Origin of the sequence: Streptomyces sp. NPDC005805, assembly GCF_040630445.1 — a bacterium.
Lineage (GTDB): Bacteria > Actinomycetota > Actinomycetes > Streptomycetales > Streptomycetaceae > Streptomyces.
In genome coordinates this window covers 22,922-42,512 of record NZ_JBEXXN010000050.1, presented here as the reverse complement: position 1 = coordinate 42,512, position 19,591 = coordinate 22,922, and the positions used below count along the sequence as shown (strand labels likewise).

General features: G+C 77.5%; 16 protein-coding genes and 1 pseudogene. 13 read left to right on the top strand and 4 right to left on the bottom strand.

The window, feature by feature from the left end; all coding sequences use genetic code 11:
• Positions 1–184: 184 nt before the first annotated feature.
• Positions 185–1,030 carry a (2Fe-2S)-binding protein gene (locus tag ABZ457_RS23740; RefSeq protein WP_359160527.1) on the bottom strand — a complete coding sequence of 282 codons (846 nt, stop codon included), beginning with the start codon at positions 1,028–1,030 and terminating at the stop codon, positions 185–187.
• Positions 1,031–1,573: 543 nt separating this feature from the next.
• Between ABZ457_RS23740 and ABZ457_RS23735 the strand changes: the two genes are divergently transcribed.
• From ABZ457_RS23735 to ABZ457_RS23725, 3 genes are all read left to right on the top strand, one after another.
• On the top strand, positions 1,574–2,386 hold the full coding sequence (locus tag ABZ457_RS23735) for a GntR family transcriptional regulator (RefSeq protein WP_359160560.1): 813 nt from the start codon (positions 1,574–1,576) through the stop codon (positions 2,384–2,386).
• A gap of 3 nt (positions 2,387–2,389) precedes the next feature.
• Positions 2,390–3,628 carry a hypothetical protein gene (locus tag ABZ457_RS23730; RefSeq protein ID WP_359160524.1) on the top strand — a complete coding sequence of 413 codons (1,239 nt, stop codon included), beginning with the start codon at positions 2,390–2,392 and terminating at the stop codon, positions 3,626–3,628.
• An 81-nt stretch (positions 3,629–3,709) separates the two neighbouring features.
• Positions 3,710–4,129 (top strand): hypothetical protein, encoded by a 420-nt coding sequence (locus ABZ457_RS23725; RefSeq protein WP_359160521.1) that lies wholly within the window; start codon positions 3,710–3,712, stop codon positions 4,127–4,129.
• Positions 4,130–4,195: 66 nt separating this feature from the next.
• Here ABZ457_RS23725 and ABZ457_RS23720 read toward each other — a convergent pair whose 3' ends face one another.
• From ABZ457_RS23720 to ABZ457_RS23710, 3 genes are all read right to left on the bottom strand, one after another.
• Complete coding sequence (locus ABZ457_RS23720) at positions 4,196–4,711, bottom strand: protein phosphatase (protein ID WP_359160518.1); 516 nt, start codon at positions 4,709–4,711, stop codon at positions 4,196–4,198.
• On the bottom strand, positions 4,708–5,595 hold the full coding sequence (locus tag ABZ457_RS23715) for a hypothetical protein (RefSeq protein ID WP_359160515.1): 888 nt from the start codon (positions 5,593–5,595) through the stop codon (positions 4,708–4,710). Before ABZ457_RS23715 ends, ABZ457_RS23720 begins: the two co-directional genes overlap by 4 nt.
• Positions 5,596–5,723: 128 nt before the next feature.
• Positions 5,724–7,100: a hypothetical protein gene (locus ABZ457_RS23710; RefSeq protein ID WP_359160512.1), complete on the bottom strand. Its 1,377-nt coding sequence runs from the start codon at positions 7,098–7,100 to the stop codon at positions 5,724–5,726.
• Positions 7,101–7,250: 150 nt separating this feature from the next.
• Between ABZ457_RS23710 and ABZ457_RS23705 the strand changes: the two genes are divergently transcribed.
• From ABZ457_RS23705 to ABZ457_RS23660, 10 genes and pseudogenes are all read left to right on the top strand, one after another.
• On the top strand, positions 7,251–8,240 hold the full coding sequence (locus ABZ457_RS23705; RefSeq protein ID WP_359160509.1) for an ABC transporter substrate-binding protein: 990 nt from the start codon (positions 7,251–7,253) through the stop codon (positions 8,238–8,240).
• Between the two features lie 206 nt (positions 8,241–8,446).
• A complete protein-coding gene (locus tag ABZ457_RS23700; protein ID WP_359160557.1) occupies positions 8,447–9,388 on the top strand; it encodes an iron ABC transporter permease in 942 nt (313 codons plus the stop codon).
• Between the two features lie 346 nt (positions 9,389–9,734).
• On the top strand, positions 9,735–10,733 hold the full coding sequence (locus ABZ457_RS23695) for an iron ABC transporter permease (RefSeq protein WP_359160554.1): 999 nt from the start codon (positions 9,735–9,737) through the stop codon (positions 10,731–10,733).
• Positions 10,734–10,954: 221 nt separating this feature from the next.
• Positions 10,955–11,768, top strand: a pseudogene (locus ABZ457_RS23690) (ABC transporter ATP-binding protein).
• A 70-nt stretch (positions 11,769–11,838) separates the two neighbouring features.
• Positions 11,839–11,973, top strand: coding sequence for a streptamidine family RiPP (gene amiA, locus ABZ457_RS23685; protein ID WP_018847811.1), 135 nt, complete (start codon positions 11,839–11,841; stop codon positions 11,971–11,973).
• 114 nt (positions 11,974–12,087) lie between these two features.
• A complete protein-coding gene (locus tag ABZ457_RS23680; RefSeq protein ID WP_359160505.1) occupies positions 12,088–12,927 on the top strand; it encodes a hypothetical protein in 840 nt (279 codons plus the stop codon).
• On the top strand, positions 12,924–14,549 hold the full coding sequence (locus ABZ457_RS23675) for a CocE/NonD family hydrolase (protein WP_359160502.1): 1,626 nt from the start codon (positions 12,924–12,926) through the stop codon (positions 14,547–14,549). Before ABZ457_RS23680 ends, ABZ457_RS23675 begins: the two co-directional genes overlap by 4 nt.
• On the top strand, positions 14,546–15,940 hold the full coding sequence (locus ABZ457_RS23670; protein WP_359160499.1) for a YcaO-like family protein: 1,395 nt from the start codon (positions 14,546–14,548) through the stop codon (positions 15,938–15,940). Before ABZ457_RS23675 ends, ABZ457_RS23670 begins: the two co-directional genes overlap by 4 nt.
• A gap of 17 nt (positions 15,941–15,957) precedes the next feature.
• On the top strand, positions 15,958–17,535 hold the full coding sequence (locus ABZ457_RS23665; protein WP_359160496.1) for a nitroreductase: 1,578 nt from the start codon (positions 15,958–15,960) through the stop codon (positions 17,533–17,535).
• Positions 17,532–19,268 (top strand): ATP-binding cassette domain-containing protein, encoded by a 1,737-nt coding sequence (locus ABZ457_RS23660; protein WP_359160494.1) that lies wholly within the window; start codon positions 17,532–17,534, stop codon positions 19,266–19,268. The genes ABZ457_RS23665 and ABZ457_RS23660 overlap by 4 nt, the downstream gene beginning before the upstream one ends.
• Positions 19,269–19,591: the final 323 nt, after the last annotated feature.

Here is a 19,591-nt window from a genome sequence, read left to right as displayed (position 1 = left end):
AACTGAACTGCTGGAGAGGGGAGTTGTGTTCGATTCGGTGCCGCCCGAAGGGGTGGCGTGGAATCGTGGGAGTCCGATTGGTCCCGCTGTGGACGGCGGGGGCTCGCCGGTGGTCCGGCGCGGTCCGGCAGGGTCTGCCGGAGGTCCGCCCGCTGCCCGGCGCGGGCCGCCGCGGCCGTCGGTGTCAGACGCTCTGGCGGAGCCGTTCGACGCGCTTGGCGTCACAGGTGCGCGGGCAGGTCGCGCAGGTGTCCTCGGGGCGGAGTGTGTAGAACAGGCAGCAGCTCGCCCGGTCGCGGGTGGGCAGCGCCTCCCCGTCCGGGCCGGTCAGCTCGCGGAAGCCGGCCGTCCCCACGTACGGCTTGGTGGCGCCCGGGAGCAGCAGCTCCAGCTCGGTCACGGCGCGCCGCTCCTCGCCGAGCAGATGGGCGACGTACCAGAGCCCTTCGACGATCTCGTCGGTCGCCATGCCCCACAGGGCCCGGCCCCGGCGGCGCATCCGGGGGCCGAATCCTTCCAGCACCGGGCCGAGGTGCTCGGCGACGGACGCGCGGACCTCGGCCCGCAGGGCCTCCTCGTCCGGGACGACCCGGGCGCCGGGCAGTTCGGCCGCCGGGTCGCCCGGCAGACAGGAGAACGTGTCGATCCTCACGGACATCCGCCCGAGGGTGCGCTGGAAGGCGACCTGCTCCGGGGGGACGCGGGGCACCCGGCGGTGCAGGAACCAGGGCACGGTGACCAGCAGACAGGCGGGCCAGGCGTAGCGGTGGAGGCCGAAGCTGGCGGTCACATCGGGGCGGGCCTGCTGACCGTAGTCCCGCAGGACCTGGGCGTCGTCCCAGGCCAGGAAGGTGTCGAGGGCCTCGCCGCCGGCCGCGAGCTCGTCCGCGCGCACCCAGCCGGCGCCCTCGGGGAAGGGCTCGCCGGGGCTCAGCTCGGTCACGCGCAGACCGGAGAACACCTCGGTCAGGCGCGCGTAGGACCCGCTCACCGGGGAGGCGAGGGCGGGGAGCAGAGCGGGAACGGTCATGCCGGGGACCACCGAATCGACGATCGTTAGCAGGTAAGGCTTACCTTACCCGATCTCCCGCAGCGTTTGAACTGCGGCCCTGCCCGCCTATCGTGCACACCGGGCCTCGCACACGCCAGCCGGGTCCGTACCCGGCAGACCGAGGAGACCCGAGTGGAGCAGGCCCGCCCCCGCGCGTCAGCGCCGGGTGCCCCGGCACCCCTGCGCGTGCCCGCGCAGGGGTCGACGGTGGGTGGGGCACGGCCCGCGCGCGGGGCCGAGGATGTCACCGAGCCGCGCCCGGCCACGGCGCGCGGCGCTGAGGGCGTTGCCGCGCCCGGTCGGGCGCAGGACGACCCTGCCGGGGGCCGCCCGGCCACGGGCGCCGGGCGGGACGGGACGCGTGGAGTGCCTGGCCGGGACGGCGTTGCCGGAGCCGGTCACGGCGGCCGTGTCGCCGTCGGCGATGACGAGGGCACGGGGTGGGCCTCCACGGAGGCTGCCGCCCTGTCCCCGGCAGCGGGTGCGCCGCGCGGCGGCGGCGCCGAACCGCGCCCGGCCACCGTGCGCGGCGCCGAGGGCGTTGCCGCGCCCCGTCGGGCGCAGGACGACCCTGCCGAGCCTCGCCCGGCCGCCGGGGCGGGGCCGACCGTCGCCGGGGCGGGGGACGCGTGGTCCCTGCCCGCCGCACCGGGTGACGTGCCCGCGCCCGGTGCGCCGCCCCGGCCGCGGGTCGTGCGGCGGCATTCCGTGCGGGAGCAGGTGCTTCAGGCGCTGCGGACCGCGCTCGTCGACGGGGAGCTGGAGCCCGGCACCGTCTACTCCGCTCCCGCGCTCGGCGAGCGCTACGGCGTCTCCGCCACGCCCGTGCGCGAGGCGATGCAGCAGCTCGCCGTCGAGGGCGCGGTCGAGGTCGTGCCGAACCGCGGCTTCCGTGTGTGCGTGCGCACCGGCCGCGAGCTGGCCGAGCTCGCCGAGGTGCGGGCCCTGATCGAGGTGCCCGTCATGCTGCGGCTCGCCCGCACCGTCCCCGCCGACCGCTGGACCGCCCTGCGCCCCCTCGCGGAGGCGACCGTCGTCGCGGCGGCGCGCGGCGACCGCGCGAGTTACGCCGACTCCGACCGGGCCTTCCACCACGCCGTACTCGCCCTGGCCGGGAACGATCAGCTGCTCGCCGTCGCCGACGATCTGCACCGCCGTTCCCAGTGGCCGCTGTCCGCCGTGGCCGGGGCCCGGCCCGCGAGCGCCGTTCCCGACCGGGCCGTCCTGGTCGCGGACGCCGCCGAGCACATGGCCCTGCTGGAGGCGCTGATCGCCCGGGACCTGACGGTCGTCCAGTCACTGGTGCGCGAGCACTTCGCCGGGGCGGACGTCTGACGGGTGCGCGCGGCAGTCTGGACGGTGGCCAACCGGCTCGGGGCGGCCGCCGGAACACCCGCCGAGCTGCGTGCCGCCCTGCTCGCCGGTCCGCCTCCCCCGCCCGGCCCGGTCCGGGGCGCCCTGCCCGGGTACGACCCGGACGACATCGCCGAACTCGACTGCCTGCTACGGGACTTCGGTCACGCCGGGCTCGCCCTCACCCGCACCGCTGTACGGCCCGGGCCCGCGGACCTGTCCGACCCCGCGGCCGTGATCCGCGCCGACGCGTACGCGGTCACCGCCGCGTACGAGCACACGGCGGACGGCGAGGACCACGGCGGGCTGCGCACCGCGTGGCTGCGCGCCGGGCAGGCGCTGATCCGCGAGGACGCGCCGCCGCCCCTGCGCGCCCTCGCGCTGCTCGCCGCCCTCCCCGCCGGCGCCGACCCGGCCGTGCGCGCCGCGCTCACCACGCTGTCGTCGGGCGCCCCCTGGACCGTGACCCCGGCCGACGCGGGCGCGGGCCCCGTGCCCGTCGCCGCGCTCGGTGTCCTCGCCGGGCGGCTGCTCGTCGCGGACCGGGCCGGCACGGTGCGCGGACTGGACGCGCGCCGGCCCGTCACCGTCGCCACCGGTGCCCGGATTCGCGCCCTCGCCGTGGCCGGGAACGGCGCGCTCCTGCTGCTCGACGAACGCGGGCGGCTGCGCGTCCACGGCCCCGGCACCGCGCTGACCGACGCCGTCGCCGCCACCCTCGTCGCGCATCCGGGGACCGCGCTCGCCGCGGCCGCCGGTTCGGTCCTGGTGGGCGACCGCACCGGCAGCGTGCACGCCTTCGGCCCGGCCGGACTCCACCAGGCGGCCCTGCACGCGGGCCGGGTCACCGCCCTGGCCGCGACGGGCGCCGCCGCGCCCGTCGTCGTCAGCGGGGGAGCGGACGGCACCGTCCGCCGCTGGCGCCCGGGGCGGACGGACTCCGGCGCGCCGCTGACCCGGCGGTCCTTCCCGGTCGCGGCGCTGCACGCGGCGGAGGCCGACGCGGGATCCGGGCCGCAGTCCGGCACCGCGTACGCCGTCGCCTGGGCCGACGGGCTCGCCGAACTGCACCGGCCGGGCGCCGTGCCGCTCGGCTTCCGGCCCGGGCCCGCCGTCCGCGCCGTCGCCGTCACCCCGGACGGGAGCCTGGTCGTGGGGACGGACGAGACCCTGGTCCGGCTCCGGCCGAACCGGACCGACCGGACCGTATGCGCCGGCTCGTAGGCGAAGCGGGCTGAACCGTGCGCGCGGGGGCACGAAGTGATCACGTTCGGCGACACCCTGGCCATGGGTCGACTACCCTGAATGGACGAGTCGTCCACCGCACCACCCGCAGCACAGGGGGCCCATATGACCACCGGCGACCGGTCCGGCGAGGAGCCCCGCACGTCGTTCTCCGAGGAGGAGTGGGTGCGCTTCCAGGCCGAGAGCGAGGGCCCCGCCCGGCTCGACGCCCCCAAGGAGCCGTCCGCGCGGGCACGCATGGTCGCCGAACGGTTCAAGCAGGCGGACGAACTGGCCGCCCGGCGCCGGGGCCGGCTCCGCCGGCTCACCCGGCGCGGCCGCCGTGAGCGCGCCGAGCCGGACGCCTGGCGCGCCTGGAGCGCGCCCGGCCGGACCCGGGTGCGGATGAACGGCGTATGGCTGTTCATCTGGATCGCGGTCGCGGTCGGCTTCCTGCTGGCGCTGATCTCCCCGAGCCGCGTCCTGCCGTTCCTCTTCTGACGGTCCGGTCCGGCGGTCACGCCCCCGGGGCGGCCGCGGTCACCCCTGCGGGTCGGTCACAGCGGCTCACGGCGGCGGGGGTTCGAGGCCGGACAGCAGGGACGCGACGTCCAGCCCGGTCAACAGGTACTGCTCGAACGCCGGGTTGTGCAGCGCCCACGGTGAACGCCTCAGCCGCACCCGGTCGATGGCGCCCTCGTTGTCGTGGCCCAGCTCGATCAGGGCCTGCGCCGCGACCAGGCCGGACCGGTTGTAGCCGGAGTAGCAGCGCACCAGGACCTTCCGGCCCGCGCGCACCGCGTCCGCGGCGACCACCGCCAGCCGCCGCACGCTGTCGATCTCGGCCGCGGTCAGCCAGTCGTCCGGGATCGGCGCGACATGGTGCTCCACACCGGGCGCCGGGCCGTGCCCGTTCCGCGTCCACAGACTGACGACGAGGTCGAACTCCCGCCCCACCACGACGTCCTGGTGCCTGCGGGCGCCGTCCGTCCAGACATGGCCGCCCATCCACAGACCGGTCGTGACCTCGTCCCACCGGGTCCGCGGTTCCGGGACGTCGCCCTCCCTGCGGCGGCTCCTCACGGCGCGGCGGGCGCGGTGGGCTCGGGGGCGGTCGTTCCGGCGGGGGCCGCCGTTGCGTCGGGGGCGGTCGTTCCGGTGGGGGCCGCCGTTGCGTCGGGGGCGGTCGTTCCGACGGGGGAGGGCTGGGCCGGGACACCCGCCGAGAGCTGGGAGCCCAGCCACACCGGCACCCCGCCGAGCAGCCGGAACAGGCGCCGCGCCTCGGCCCGCAGCCGGCCCGCCTCCGGTTCCTCCTCGCAGTCGGCGAGCCCGGCGAGCGCCGGCGCGGTCCCGATCAGATAGCCGAGTTCCTCGCGCAGACGCAGGCACTCCGCGAAGCCGTTGCGGGCTGCCGCCACCTCGCCCTCGCGCAGGGCGATCCCGGCGAGCTGCTGCCAGGTGAAGGAGAGCAGCAGCGGGTCCTCCTGGGCGCTCGCGCCCGCGTGCGCCCGCTCGTAGGCCGCGCGTGCCGCCTGCGGGGAGTCCGCGATGTGCTCCGCGACCAGACCGCGCCGGAAGTCGAGCAGCGGCCGCCGGGGCGAGGTCGGCGCGAGGAGGGCCGCCGCCCGGCCGAGGGCGGAGCGCGCCTCGTCGGCACGGTCCCGCACACCCAGCCGGGTCGCCGCGTACGCCAGCCTGCCGCGTTCGCTCGCGGCCCCGCCGCGCTCCTCGTCGTCACCGGCCACCGCCTCGGCCGTGCGCAGCGCGTCCTCGGCCTCGGCCCACCCGTCGCAGGTGAACAGGCAGCGCTCGACGAGGAGTCCGGCCCGCTCCAGGGCCACCGCGGGCTCGGCGGCCCGGGAGGTGAGCAGCGCCGCCGCGTCGGTCCAACAGCCGCGCGAGCGCAGCCGCCATACCGCGGTCTGGAGGGGATCGTCACCTGCTGTGGTTCCGGAACCAGACATGGCGGTATGCGCCACTTGCCCTCCCCGAGCACGCCATTGAGCTGTTGAGTGAGCTGTTGAGTAGGACGGCATCTCAGCATGGATCGGCGTGCGCGGCCAAGAGGTCGAGTGAATTCGTTCACAAACTTTCAGCGGCCGACCGGATCCGCCTCGGAGCCGTCGCCGGGGGTGATCAGGGCGAGGTGACCCCCGTCGTTGAGCGGGGTGGGCACGGTCAGGACGGCCGTGCCCACCCCGCCCGCCGAGGCCCGGACGGCGTCAATCAGGTGGATCTCACCATGACCCCCACGGGTGACCGCCACGAGCGGCGAACCGGGTGACGCGGCGATCGCCCGGCGCTGCACACCGTCCCACGGGGTGCCCCCGGCCCGGGGTGCCTCGTCCATCGGGGGCAGCGCGACCCGCGCGGAGACACGGGGTACGCCGGAATGCGCAGCGAGCAGCACGAGTTCGTCGCCGTCCGGGTGGACGCGTGCGTACGCGACATGGTGCGCGGCGACCCCGAGCCGGAAGACGAGCCCGGGGCCGAGCGGGACGCGGCCGGTGCGGGGCGGGACGCCGGACGGCGCGTCCAGGTCGTGCCACCAGGCGTCGTTGGTCCACTCCGGCCAGCGGCCCGGGTCCGCCGGCCCGCCCCGTACGCAGGACCACAGCAGCCGGCGTACCGGGTCCAGCCGCAGGTAGTAGCCACGCCCCGGGCCGCCCCACGGCAGCGGGGCCTCGGCGGTCAGGCCGCCCTCCGCGCGATGGTCGCGGCGGAGGCGGTGCACCCCGGAGCCCGCGGCGGCGAACAGCCGTCCGGTACGCGGGTCGTGGGCGTCGCCGTGCGCGTCGTCGTCGGGCAGCGGCAGCACGGCGGCCGGGACGGCGGGCGGGCAGGAGGGCGCGGAGGCCATCAGCTCGGCGTGGCGGTAGACGGCGAAGGAGCCGGGTTCGCGGTGGCGGAGGACGACGAGGGCGCCGGGGATGTCGGGGGTGTTGGGGGTGTTGGGCGTGCCCGGGGTGTCGGGGGCGGGGGTGTCCTGTCCGGGCCCCGGTCCCGTTTCGAGGTGGGGGCCGAGGATGGTGACGCCCGGTTCGCCGGTCCGGGTGCGGACCCGGACCGCGCGGGGGTGGCCGGGCGGGGCGGCGAGGTCGACGGCCGTCAACAGGTCGCTCCACGGCTCCCAGTTGCGGCCCAGCCCCGTGGTCACGGCGACCAGCCGGCCGGTCGGGTCGACGGCCAGGTGCTCGGCCGGGACGGCCACCGGCACGGTCGTCTCCACCAGCGGGCGGCCGTGGTCCGGGCCGTAGACGTCGAGGACGACGAGTTCGCCCGCCGCCTCGTCCACGAACGCGGCCCGGCCCCCGGGCAGGGCCAGGAAGCCCGCGTGCTCGGCGAGATGACGGCCCTCGACGAGACCGCGCTCCCGGCCGTCGGGGAGGTCCAGCACCCGGACGTTCCCGGCGACCTGGTCGGCGACGAGGAGCCGGGGCGGGGCGGAGATGGGCTGCGGTGCGGGCATGGCGGGCTCCGGGGGAGGGGGTCGGCGGGCTTGTTGATAATGATTATCATGTGGAACTCTGTGCGAACGAAACACAGCCAGAAGAAGCAGCCAGAAGAAGCAGTGAAGAGAAGCTGCGAAGAGAAGCTGCGAAAGAGAGAGAAGAACGCGATGTCCCGCCGTGCCCTGATCACCGTCCGACGATGGGCGGCCGCCGCCGTCATGGGAACCCTGCTCACCGGCTGCGGAGCCACCGCCACCGAGTCCGGGAGCGAGGCGGGCAAGGGCGACCGGCCCGAGTCCCGTACCGAGGTCTCCGTGGACCCCATATCCGCCGCCCGCTCGATCACCGACACCCGGGGCGTGGAGGTCGCGACCGAGCGGCCGCCGGCCAGGATCGTCTGCCTGGTCGCCCTCTGCGACGACATGCTGGCGGAACTCGGCATGAAGCCCGTCGCCACCAACTCGGCGCTCCTCGCGCACCCCCGCTTCCTCGGCAAGGAGGAGGCCGCCCGCATCCCCGTGGTGCCCGGCGGCTTCCTCAGCCCCGAGGCCGAGGCGATCCTGTCCCACAAGCCCGACCTGGTCATCGGTCTGGAGGACACCCACGGCAAGCTGGCTCCCGCGCTCAAGGGGGCGACCGTCTTCTGGCCGGTGCAGCCCGGCAACTGGCAGGACAGCGTGGGCTATCTGCGGGACCTCGCCGCGCTGACCGGTCGCACCGGGGAGGGCGAGAAGGCGGAACGCGCCTTCCGCACCAAGCTCGCCGGCGCGGAGTCCCGGCGCAGCCCGCGGACCGCGCTCGTCATCTTCGGCAGCGACGAGAACTTCGGCGTCGCCACCCCCGGCAACGACGTCGCCGCCGGTCTGTTCCCGAAGATCGCCGACTATCCCTGGAAGAGCCGCGGGGTCGAGGGCTCGTACAGCATGGAGGAGATCCTCGCCCGGGACGTGGACGTCCTGTTCGTGGAGACGCTGTCGTTCGGCGGCCCGGCGGAGGAGAAGCTCTCCGACAAGCTGGCGAAGAACCCGCTCTGGGCGCAGATCCCCGCCGTGAAGAACAAGAAGGTCTTCGAGGTCGACTCCGAGGTCTGGGCCAAGGGGCGGGGGACGCGCTCGCTCGGCATCGTCCTCGACGAGGCGACGGCCGAACTCCGTTGAGGGGGCGGGGAGACGCCGGGCGGCTCGGCCTCGGCCGGGGCGCCGGGCGGCCGCCCGGGGGTGTCGGCGGTGCCGGGGGCCTGGCCGCGCGGGTCGGCGGGCGCGGCCGGGCAGGTGGGCGCGGCCGGGAGGTCGGGCGCGAGCGGGGTGCCGGGCCGGCCCGGACCGGCCCGGGCCGTACGGGGCAGGCCCTCGTCGCGGGCGGGCTGCTCGTGGTCGCGGTGCTGGGCGCGCTCTGTCTCGGCACTCCGGTCGTGCCCCCGTGGGAGCTGCCCGGGGTGATCGGCGGCGAGGGTATCGCCGGGGTCGTGGTCACCGAACTGCGCCTGCCCCGGCTGGTGCTGGCCCTCGTCGCCGGGGCCTGTCTGGGCGCGGCGGGGCTCGTCCTCCAGGAGGCCCTGCGCAACCCGCTCGCCGTCCCCGAACTCCTCGGCGTCTCCTCCGGCGCGGCCCTCGGCGTGGCCGCGCCCCTGGTCCTCGCCGTGTCCGTACCGCTCGCCGTCCAGCCGCTGCTCGCCATCGGCGGCGCGGCGATCGGGGGCGTACTGACGCTGCTGGCGGCGGGGTTCGGGCGCAGCCCGGCGGCGGTGCTGCTCACGGGGGCCGCGGTGGCGGCCGCCCTGCAGGCGGCGCTGCTGGTCCTGATGGTCCTGGCCGACCAACTCGACCTCCAGCTCATCTACCGCTATCTGCTGGGCAGTCTGTCCGCCCGCACCTGGCCCGATGTGCACGGCCTCTGGCCGTGGCTCGCCGCCGCGGTGCCCGCCCTGGTGCTCTGCGCGCCGGTCCTCTCCGTGCTGCGGCTCGGCGACGACGACGCGCGGGCCCTCGGCGTCCGTGTCCGGCGGGCCCGGCTCGCGGCGCTCGCCATCGTGGTGGTGCTGATCGCCCCGGTGGTGGCGGTGTGCGGGCCGGTCGCCTGGGTCGGCTTCCTCGCGCCCGCGCTCGCGCGCCGACTGCGGCCGGACTCCGACGCGGTGGGGTGGCTGCCGTGGGCGGCGGTGTGGGGCGCGGTCGTCGTGGCCTGCGCGGACCTGCCGGCGCGGCTGGCCCTGGCGCCGGTGGAGACGCCGGTCGGGGCCTGGACGGCGTTGCTGGGCGTGCCGGCGGGGGTGGCCCTGTTGAAGACCCGGGCGGGGGAGCGGTGATCCGGGACGTGAGCGGTGTTCGGGCGGGCGAGCGGTGCTCGCGTGCGGGAGCGGTGCTCCGGCGAGTGTGCAGCGATCCGGTGCGGGAGCGGCGGTCCAGAACGGGAGCGGTGCTCCGGGAAGTGAACGGTGATTCGCCGCGTGAGCAGTGCTTCGGTTCGGGAGCGGTGATCCGGCGAGCGAGCGGTGATCTCGCAGCAGAGAGGTGGACAATTACGTGAGCACTGATACCAGTCCGGAGCACTGCTCTCCCCAAGGGGTGCCCGCCCCCACGCGCGCCACCGCGCAGGCCGCCTCCCCGCAGCCCGCCGCCGCGCCCCGCCCCCGCGCGGCCGACCGCCGTGGCCTGCTCCTGGTGCCGCTCGCGCTCGCGGTGCTCGCCGTCGCCTGCGCCGACCTCGTCGCCGGGCGGTCGCTCGGCCCCGCCGAGGTCTGGGGGGTCCTCACCGGCGACGGCCCGGCGGACTCCCGCCATATCGTCTTCCAACTCCGATTGCCCCGCGCCCTGGTCGCGCTCGCGGCCGGCGCGAGTCTGGGGCTCGCCGGCATCGTCCTCCAGTCCGCGCTGCGCAACCCCCTCGCCGGTCCCGAGGTCACCGGTGTGACACCGGGCGCCGTGCTCGGCGCGGTCGCGGCCACCGGCCTCGGCGTCGCCGGCTGGCAGTCCCCGGCCGCCGTGGTCGCCGCCGCCTGCGCGGGCGGTTTCGCGGGCGCCGGGCTGCTGTGGCTGCTGGCCGGGCGCGAGCAGTCCGACCCGGAACGCACCGCCGTCCACGGCGTCCTGGTGTCCGCCGTGCTGTCCGGGCTCACCGCGATGGTGCTGCTCGTCGCACCGGGTGAACTGGGCAGCGTCGTCCAGTGGTTGGTGGGCTCCACCGAGGGCCGGGTGTGGGCGCACTGGAACCTGCTCTGGCCCTGGGCCGCCGTCTGGGGGCTCGCCGCCTGCGCCCTCGCCGTGCCGCTCACCCTGCTGCGCTGCGGCGACGAACAGGCGGCCGCCGCCGGGCTCGCGACCGGCCGGGCCCGCGGCGCCGCGCTGGTGTGCGCGGTCGCGCTGACCGCCGGGGCCGTGTCCGCGGTGGGTGCGCTGGGCTTCGTCGGGCTGCTGGTGCCGCATCTGGCGTTCGCCGTGTTCGGCGCCGACCTGCGCCGCGCGCTCCCCGGGGCCGCCCTGATCGGGGCCTTGGTGGTCTGCGGGGCGGACGCCGGGGCCCAGTGGGTCTCCCGCGCGCTGGCGGACGCCCTCGCGATGGACCGGCTCAGCGTCCCGACGGGCGCGCTCACGACGCTGGTCGGCGCGGCGCTGCTGCTCGTCGTCGCGCGGCGCGGGCGGACCCTGTCATGACCGGCCGCGCCGACCCGTCCCCCGACCACACGCTCCCCGAGACCTGGAGACGACCCGTGACCGCCGTACCCGCACCACCCCCCTCACCGGCCTCGCCCGCACCCCCGGAGCACCCCGAAACACCCGGCCCGGGCACGGGTGCCCGCCCGTGCGTCAACGCCCGCCCCGGCGCCGACGCCCGCCCCGGCGCTGACGCCCGTCCCGGCCCCGGCGCCGGCACCCTGCGCGTTCAGGGGCTGCGGTTCGGCTACCCGGGACGGGAGGTGCTGCGCGGCGTCGACCTGGGGATCGACGCGGGCGAGTCCGTCGCCCTCGTCGGGCTCAACGGCTGCGGCAAGAGCACCCTGCTGCGGCTCTGCGCCGGGCTCCTGCGCCCCGCCGCCGGCCGGGTGGTCCTGGAAGGGGACGACCTCGCCCGTCTTTCCCGGCGGGCCGCCGCCCGCCGGGTCGCGCTGCTCCACCAGTCCGCCCCGCCCGTACCGGGCATGACGGTGCGCCAGCTCGTCCGCCAGGGCCGCTACGCCGCCCGGGGCCCGCTGGGGATGCTGCGCGACGGCGACGACACCGTGTGCGCCCGCGCCATGGCGGACGTCGGGGTGGCGGAGTGGGCGTCGCGGCCCGTCGACTCGCTCTCCGGGGGTGAACGGCAGCGGGTGCGCCTGGCCATGGCTCTCGCGCAGGACACCCGGCTGCTGCTCCTCGACGAGCCCACGACCTACCTCGACCTCCGGCACCAGCTGGAGGTCATGGCCACCGTCGCCCGGCTGCGCGAGGAACGCGGGCTGACCGTCGTGATGGTGCTGCACGACCTCGGGCACGCGGCCCGCTACGCCGACCGGATCGTGGCGCTGCGGGACGGCGTCGTGGCCGCCGACGGTCCGCCCGAGGAGGTGGTGACGCCCCGTCTGCTCGCCGAAGTCCTCGGTGTCGCGGGCCGGGTGGGCCGGGATCCGGAGGGCGGCTGGCCGGTGTGTTACCCGGATCACCCGATGCCGGACACTCAGCCACTTGCGAAATGAAAATCATATTCATTAGAGTCTGGGTGTGTGCCGCCGGTCCGCCGGCGGGACGCAACCATCCATCCGAACTGACGGAGGTCCAACTCATGGAGCAGCACAAGGTGTTCAGCCCGATCGCCGAGCAGGGCCAGCTCGCCCACCTGTCGGCCACCCACTCCAACGCCCTCGTCGAGAACCCCTTCGAGGACGCCGCGGACACCGCCGCCGACGGCGACAAGTAAGTCCCGAGGGCCCGCCCGGACAGCCGTCCGGGCGGGCCCGTCCCGTTCCCGCGTCATCCCGCGTCCCTTCGGCAGCCGTGCCGGAGTCCCACCGGAATCCCAGGAGAGACCACCGTGCCCATCGCCCGGCTCGCCCCCGGCGTCGCCCTCGTCACCGTCCCCGGCCGGGGCCTCGCCGTCCGCACCCCCGACGGGGAGTTCCTGCGCGTCGACACCGGGGACGTCCCCGCGGACGCGCTCGGCCTCACCTGGGACACCGCCGAAGCCCCCGGACTCGGCGCGCTCACCGAGGCGTTCGCCGACGCCGGCTACCTCGCGGAGCCCGGTGCCGCGTCCGGTTCCGTGTCAGCGCCCGGGCCCGTGGCCGGTCCGCCCCGTCTCGCCGGGCGAACGGTCCTGGTCGTCGGCGACCCCGTTCTCACGGCCCCGCTGCTCCACCTCCTCCGCGACGAGGGCGGCGACGCGCGCTTCGCCCGGGAGGCGGATGTGGCGGGCGCGGCGGCCGCGGCCGGGCCCGGCACCGCCGTCGTGTGGTGCCTCGACGCCCCCGTCCCGCCCGGCGCGTGGGACGCGGCCGACCGGCTGCCCGACCACGGCGTCGCCTGGCTCCGCTGCCACCGGGAGGGCGCCACCGCCTGGATCGAGCCCCTGGCCGTCCGCCCCGGCGACGTCACCGCCCACCATGTCCGCCTGCGCCGCCTCGCCGCGACGCCCGCACACCGTGAACTCGACGCCTACTGGGCCGGATCGCGCACCGAGGACACCGGGCCGCGCCACGGGGCCGCCTCCGCCGCCCTCACCGCCGCGCTGCTGACCGCCGCGCTCCTGGAGTGGGCGGCGGGCGACGGTACCGGTGGCGGCGCACGCATCCTGCGACGGATCGACCTGCGCGACCTCACGGTCACGGAGCACACCGTGCTGCCCGTGCCCGAGGTCGCGCCCATACGCCGATGAGCCCGAACGGGACGGCGCCGCCGGCGGCCCCGGCCACCGCGCTCCCGGGGCCGCACCCCGCGCCCGAGGCGCTGCGCGTCGTCACCGCGCCCGAGGCGCTGCGCGTCGTCACCGCGGACGGTGTGCCGCTCGCCACCGAGGTGCGGCTGCCCGCCGGGCCCGGGCCGTTCCCCGCCGTCGTCCTGCGCACCCCGTACGACCGCCGCAACCACCGTGCCGAGGCGGCCGCCTGGGCCGCGCGCGGCTTCGCGGCCGTCGTGCAGGACGTCCGCGGCCGGTACGGCTCGGGCGGCGACTGGCACCCCTACCGCGACGAGGCCGCCGACAGCGCAGCCACCCTGCGCCGGGTGCGCGAACAGCCCTGGTCGGACGGCCGCGTGGTCGCCGTCGGCGCCTCCTACGCCGCCCACTGCGCCCTCGCCACCGCGACGACCGGGCCCGGAGCCGGGACTCCGGCCTCCGACCGTCCCGACGCCGTGATCGCCGCCGTGCCCGCGCTGGGCCTCGCCGAGACCGGACGCGAACCCACCGGCCCCGAACGCCTCTACGCCCGCGCCGGCTGGTGGGCCGCGCACGGCGACCGGCCCGACGCGGACGAGCACGCCCTCGCCCGCGCCCTGGCCGCCGACCCCCGGCTGCTGGAACACCTGCCGCTGATCGACCTCCCCCGTCGCCTCGGACGCGACCTCCCCTCCTGGCCCCGGCTGTGGGACACGCCCCGCCCCGCCGCGGTGACGGGTGCGAGCGCCCCGCCCCTCCTCGTCGTCGGCGGCACCCACGACCCCTTCGCCGACGACGCCCTGCGCCTCTGGCGGGACTGGCACGGCCCGGCGCGGCTGCTCGTCGGCCCCTGGGGACACGGCCTGACCGCCGACCCCGCGCCCGGCGCGACGGCCGGACACCGGCTCAACCTCGGTGAGCTGTACGTGCGTTGGGCCCGGGCCGCGCTCCGCGGCACCCTCGGCCCCGGCCGGCGCGGTGCCGTCGCCCTGGGCGGCGCCGGGCACTGGTGCCCGGCGGAGGTGCGCGTCCATGACCGTGTCTGGGAATCCGGCCGCCCCGCCGGTCTCCGGACGCTGCACGGCGCGGAGTTCACCGCCGACCCGGCCGCACCCGTGCGCAGCGACACCCTCGACGTGCCCACCGGCGGTACGGACGGCGGGCCGCCCGCCCCGGCGCCCGACCGGACCGTGCTGGTCACGCCCCCGCTGGACCGCCCGCTCGATGTCGTCGGCACCCCGTACGTCCGGCTGCGCGCCACCGCGTCCACGCCGAGTGCCGACTGGGCCGTGCGCCTGGTCGCCCTCGACCCGGACGGCCGCGCCGGCCACCTCGCCACCGGGATCGTCCGCCGCCACGACCCGCCGTCCGCCGAGGCCCGGTTCCGCGTCCCGCTCGGCCTCACCGCCCGCCGGCTGCCCGCCGGCACCCGGCTGCGCGTCGAGGTCGCCGGACACCACTTCCCCGCCCACGCCCGCAACCCGCACACCGGCGCGGACCCGGTGCGCGCCACCCGGCTCGACCCGTCCCGGCGCGCCGTGCGCGAGACCGGCAGCGCCCTGGTGCTGCCGGTCGCCGCCCGGCGCAGCCCGGCCGACCCCGTACAGGAGACCTGCACATGACCGGCCCGCTCCCACTCGACGCGCTCGTCGACCCCGTCTGCGGGCTGATCCGCGCCGTCGCCCCCGTCCCGCACCCGTCCGGCGCGCCGCCGCGCTACACGGCGATGACCGCCGATGTGGCGGACGCCCGCCGGTTCGGGGCGTGGCCCGCCGACCGGGTGTCCCTGGGCACGACCTTCGGCGACCCGGACGGCGCCCGCGTCGCCGCCGTCGCCGAGGCGGTGGAACGGTACTGCGGCAACCGGCTGGCCCCGCCCGGCACCCCCGGCGCGCCCCGCCGCGCCACGGCCGCCGAACTCACCGCCGAGGGCCACGAGGTGTACGGGCCGGGCGAACTCCCCGCCTACGCCGACTGGCAGTACGCCCGCCCCGGCTTCCCCTACCGCCCGCTCACCCCCGACACCCCGGCCCTCTGGACGCCCGTCCGGGAGGTCGGTGTCCGTGTCCGGGTGGCGGGGGAGGGCCGGGAGGTGTGGGCGCCGGTCGCACTCACCCATCTCAACTGGCGGCAGGGCGAGTTGCGCGAACTGCCCCGCACCCACCACCTCAACTACGCGGGCATCGCCACCGGTCAGGGACTGGACGACGCCACCGAGCGCGGGCTGCTGGAGATCGTCGAGCGGGACGCCCTGGAACTGTGGTGGCATCTCGACGGCCCCACCCGGGGCATCGACGTCGACTCCGTCCCCGGCCTCGCCCACGACCTGGACGGCTGCGCCCTGGAGGTCTCGGTCGTCGAGATGCCCTCGGAGTTCGCGCCCTGCATGGCCGCGCTCGTCCACGACCGGGAACGCGGCATCCACGCGGCCGGCTTCGCCTGCCGGTACGACCCGGCGGACGCGGTCCGCAAGGCGGTCCTGGAGGCCGTGCACACCTGGGTGTTCACCCAGGGCGCGGTGGACGCCGACGGCTGGGTCTTCCGCGCGATCGAGGCGGGCATGCTGGCCCGGGGCCTCTACCTCGACCACCGGGCCGACCGCCGCTATCTCGACGACTGCGGGCCCGACTTCGCCGCCGTCCGGGATCTGGGCGCGCATGTGCAGGTGTGGCTCGACCCCCGGACGGCGCCGCTGGCGGAACGGTTCACCCGCCCCGCGCTGGGCACCGTGCCGGTCACGGCGGTGGCGCACGGCGGCCGGGACCTGCTGCACCGGCGCCTGGCGGAGGGCGGGCACCGCGTCCTGACGGCCGACCTGACGACGGAGGACGTCGCCGAGACCCCGCTGCGGGTGGCCCGGGTCCTCGTCTCCGGACTGGTGCCGAACGCGCCCGCGGCCTTCGCGTACCTGGGGTGCCCGCGCTTCGGCCGGGCGGCGCTCGCCCGGGGCTGGCGCACCGAAACGCCGTCCACGGCGGGCGACTTCACGCTCGTGCCGCCGCCGCACATGTGAGGGCGGGGGCGACGGGCATGACGGGGACGAGCGCGATGACGGGGACGACCGGGCCGGTGACCGGGGCCGACGCCGCCGGGGCGGAGGGCGCCGGGGCGGAGGGCGCGGACGGCGCGCGGCGGCTGGTCCGGGAGGCGCTGGCGCGGGCCCGTTCGGGTGACGCCCCCGGCCCGGACACCCCGGCCGGACGCGCGCGCCCCGAACTGCCGGGCCCGCCGCTGCCAGTGCCCGCACGCGTCGACCGCGTGCTGCGGCACGCGCTGGCCGGGACCCGGTTCCGCCCGGCGGCCTCGGCGGGCGGGCTGCACCCCGTCGACACCCATCTGCTGCTGGGGTCGGGGTGCGGTCTGCCGCCGGGGCGCTACGCGTACGACCCGGCCCGGCACCGCCTGCACCGGCTGCACCGGCGTGGCGGTGGTGCGGTGCCGGTCGGGGGCGCGCCGGACGGAGCGGTGGCCGTGCTGACGGCCGTGGCGCGCAGGACCGTCTCCCACTACGGGCACCGGGCCTGGCCGCTGGTCCTCCTGGACCTCGGCCACGCGGCCGCCGCACTCGCCCTGGCGGGCGCACCGGCCGTGTCCCTGGACGCGCCGGGGGCGCTGCTGTCGGCCGCGCTGGGTGGCCGGGTGGCCGAACCGGCCCTCGCCGCCGCCCGGTTGACCCCGGGGACGGACGCGGGCGCGCTGCTGGAGTGGGCCGCGGGCGGGACGGACCCGGGTCCGGGCGGGGGCGTTGCCTCTGCCGGGGAGCGGAGTGACCTGGCGAGCGCGCGGGCCGTGCTGGGCGTGCTGGCGGCGGCGGGCGGGTCCGGGCGGCCGACGTGGTGCGCGGCCCCGGCGCCGTTGCCGGGGCATGTGCTGCTTGGGCGGCGCAGTGCCGAGCCGGGCTTCACGGGGGTGCCGGACGCCGATGCCCTGGCCTGCCTCCTGGCGGCGGCGGGTTCGGGCCCGGGGCGGGGTCCGGGGTGGTGCCTTGCCGTGGGGGGACCGGAACCCGGTCTGCTGGCGCTGGCACCGGGCGGCACGGATGGCGGGCCGGATGGCGGCCCGGATGGCGGGCTGGTCCGGGTCGCGCACGGGGAGGTGCTGCCCACGCTGGCCCTTTGGGGCGCGCGGCAGGGGTGGATCGCGGCGGCGGGGGCGGTGCTGCTCGCCCACGGCTGCCCCGACGACGCTCCGCCCGAGCGGGTGCGACGCGAGCACCTGGCCGCCGGGTACGGGGTCGGCGTCGCCCAGGCCCTGGCCACGGCGCGGGGGTTGCCGTCCCGGCCGGTCGGCTCCTGGCAGGACGCGGACCTGGGGGCGGCGTTGGGCGACGCGCCCGGCCGGAACCGGGTCCTCCACGGGCTCGCCCTCGGCCGGACGTTCGCGCCGCACATGTCCGCCCCACACATGTCGGCCCCACACATGTTGGCGGCACACATGTCTGCGACGCACACGTCCGCGCCACACGTGGCCGTGTCGCACACGTCCCCGTCGCACATGTCGGGGCGCCAGATGTCCCCACCACCCACATCGGGGCCGCACAACTGTCCACCACCCATGTCCGCCCCGCATACAACACCCGTACCGCGCCCTGGAGACGACGCCTCATGATGCTGCACCCCGAACTGCTGCGCGCCGCGCGCACGGCCCGTGCGCCGCTGCTCGGGGCGAGCGCTCTGCTCGCCGCCGTCGCGCTCACCCACCTCGCCCAGGCCGTACTGCTCGCCCTGGCCCTGGCCCGGATCGCGTGCGGCGACACCGCCGCGCTGCCGCCCCTGCTCGGCGGGGTGCTCGCCGCCGTCCTGGTGCGGGTGCTCCTCGCCCGCGCCCAGCGGCGTACCGCCGTCCGCGCCGGTTCGGCCGTGCGGACCCGGCTGCGCGACGACCTCCTCGCCCGGCTCGCCCGCACCGGGCCCCCGCGGGACGCGCACACCCGCGCCGGCGCGGTCCGGGCGACGCTGGTCGACGGCGTCGAGGGCGTGGACGCGTACGTCTCGCGCTATCTGCCCCAACTGCTGGTCACCTGCGCCCTGCCGCCGCTGCTGCTCGCCGCCGTCGCCCTCGTCGAACCCCTCGCCGCCCTCGCCCTCGGCCCCGCCCTGCTGCTCGCGCTGTTCGCCCCGCGCTGGTGGGACAAGCTCCTGGAGCGCCGGGGGCAGCAGCACTGGGGCGCGTACGAGGCCCTGTCCGCCGACTATCTGGAGGCCCTCCAGGGGATGCCCGCCCTGCGCGCCGCCGGCGCGGTGGGCCGGGTGCGCGAACGGCTGGAGGAGCGTTCGGCCGCGCTGCACCGGGCGACCGTCGCCAAACTGCGCGTCTCCCTGGTCGACACGGGCATCACCGATCTCGCGGTGCAGGGCGGCACGGTCGCCGCGGTCCTGGTGGCCTGCGGGTCCGCCGTGTCCGGGAGCGCCGCGCCCACGGGCACGTACCTGGTGCTGATGCTCGCCTCCGAGTGCTTCCGGCCCGTGCGGGACCTGTCGCGCGAGTGGCACGCGGGCTATCTGGGCGTCTCCGCCGCCGACGGCATCGCGGAGCTGCGCACGGCGCCCGGCGGTGTGCCGGACGACGGGACCCGCCCCGCCGAGTGGCGCACCCCGCCCGAGATCCGGTTCGAGGACGTCCGGTTCACCCACCCCGGCGCCGCCCGGCCCGCCCTGCGGGGCGTGGACTTCACGGCCCCGGCCGGGTGCGTCACGGCGGTCGTCGGGCCGTCCGGCGCGGGCAAGTCCACGCTGCTGGGGCTGCTGCTGCGGAACGCGGACCCGGACGCCGGCCGGGTGGTGGTCGGTGGCCACGACGCGGCCTCCTACACCCTCGCCTCGCTGCGCCGTTCGACGGCCGTCGTCTCCCAGCAGACCTACCTCTTCCACGGCAGCGTCGCCGACAACCTGCGCCTCGGCGCGCCGGATGCCGAGGACGCCGCGCTGCACGCGGCGGCGCGCGCGGCGGGCGTGCACGACGAGATCCTGCGGCTGCCCGAGGGGTATGCGACGCTCGTCGGCGAGCGCGGTGCCAACCTCTCCGGCGGCCAGCGCCAACGGCTCGCCCTGGCACGGGCGTTGCTCTCGGATGCGCCGGTCCTCGTCCTCGACGAGGCGACGAGCGCGGTCGACGAGCGCCGCGAGGCGGAGATCGTCCGCGAACTGATGCGCGCGGCGCGGGGGCGGACCTGTCTGGTGGTCGCCCACCGCCTGGACTCGGTCCGCCACGCGGACCGGATCGTCGTCCTCGACGACGGCCGGGTGGACGCGGTCGGCGACCACACCCGCCTGGCCGCGGCGGACGGCGTCTACGCCCGCCTGATCGGCGCGGGCGCGCCGGAGCGGGGGAGGGCGGCATGAACGCGACCCCTGCCCCGCGTCGCCCCGCCGCGGACCGGGCGCGCCTCGGGCACGGGTCTTTCGAAGGGCCCGCCCCCGCCGTACCGGACACACCCGGCCGTGCCCGGGGCGATGTGGCCCCGCCGGGACCGGCCGTCCCCGCGCCCGGGCCGTCCGCAGGGCCCGCGCGCCCCGGCACCGGCCTGCCCGGGCGCGGCCCCGAGATCGCCCCGGCGCCTTCCGGTGCTGACGTGACCGAGGGAGCCCCTGACACCGCCTGCGCCGCACCCCCACCCCCGTCCCCCGGCGGTCCGGACGCCGTCCCGCCCGGAGGCGAGCCCTCA

Excerpts from the sequence above, each read along its gene's own strand:
- ABZ457_RS23740 (WP_359160527.1), bottom strand. The coding sequence starts at position 1,030 with ATGACCGTTCCCGCTCTGCTCCCCGCCCTCGCCTCCCCGGTGAGCGGG.
- ABZ457_RS23725 (WP_359160521.1), top strand. The coding sequence starts at position 3,710 with ATGGACGAGTCGTCCACCGCACCACCCGCAGCACAGGGGGCCCATATG.
- ABZ457_RS23715 (WP_359160515.1), bottom strand. The coding sequence starts at position 5,595 with ATGTCTGGTTCCGGAACCACAGCAGGTGACGATCCCCTCCAGACCGCG.
- ABZ457_RS23710 (WP_359160512.1), bottom strand. The coding sequence starts at position 7,100 with ATGCCCGCACCGCAGCCCATCTCCGCCCCGCCCCGGCTCCTCGTCGCC.
- ABZ457_RS23705 (WP_359160509.1), top strand. The coding sequence starts at position 7,251 with ATGTCCCGCCGTGCCCTGATCACCGTCCGACGATGGGCGGCCGCCGCC.
- amiA (WP_018847811.1), top strand. The coding sequence starts at position 11,839 with ATGGAGCAGCACAAGGTGTTCAGCCCGATCGCCGAGCAGGGCCAGCTC.
- ABZ457_RS23675 (WP_359160502.1), top strand. The coding sequence starts at position 12,924 with ATGAGCCCGAACGGGACGGCGCCGCCGGCGGCCCCGGCCACCGCGCTC.
- ABZ457_RS23670 (WP_359160499.1), top strand. The coding sequence starts at position 14,546 with ATGACCGGCCCGCTCCCACTCGACGCGCTCGTCGACCCCGTCTGCGGG.
- ABZ457_RS23665 (WP_359160496.1), top strand. The coding sequence starts at position 15,958 with ATGACGGGGACGAGCGCGATGACGGGGACGACCGGGCCGGTGACCGGG.
- ABZ457_RS23660 (WP_359160494.1), top strand. The coding sequence starts at position 17,532 with ATGATGCTGCACCCCGAACTGCTGCGCGCCGCGCGCACGGCCCGTGCG.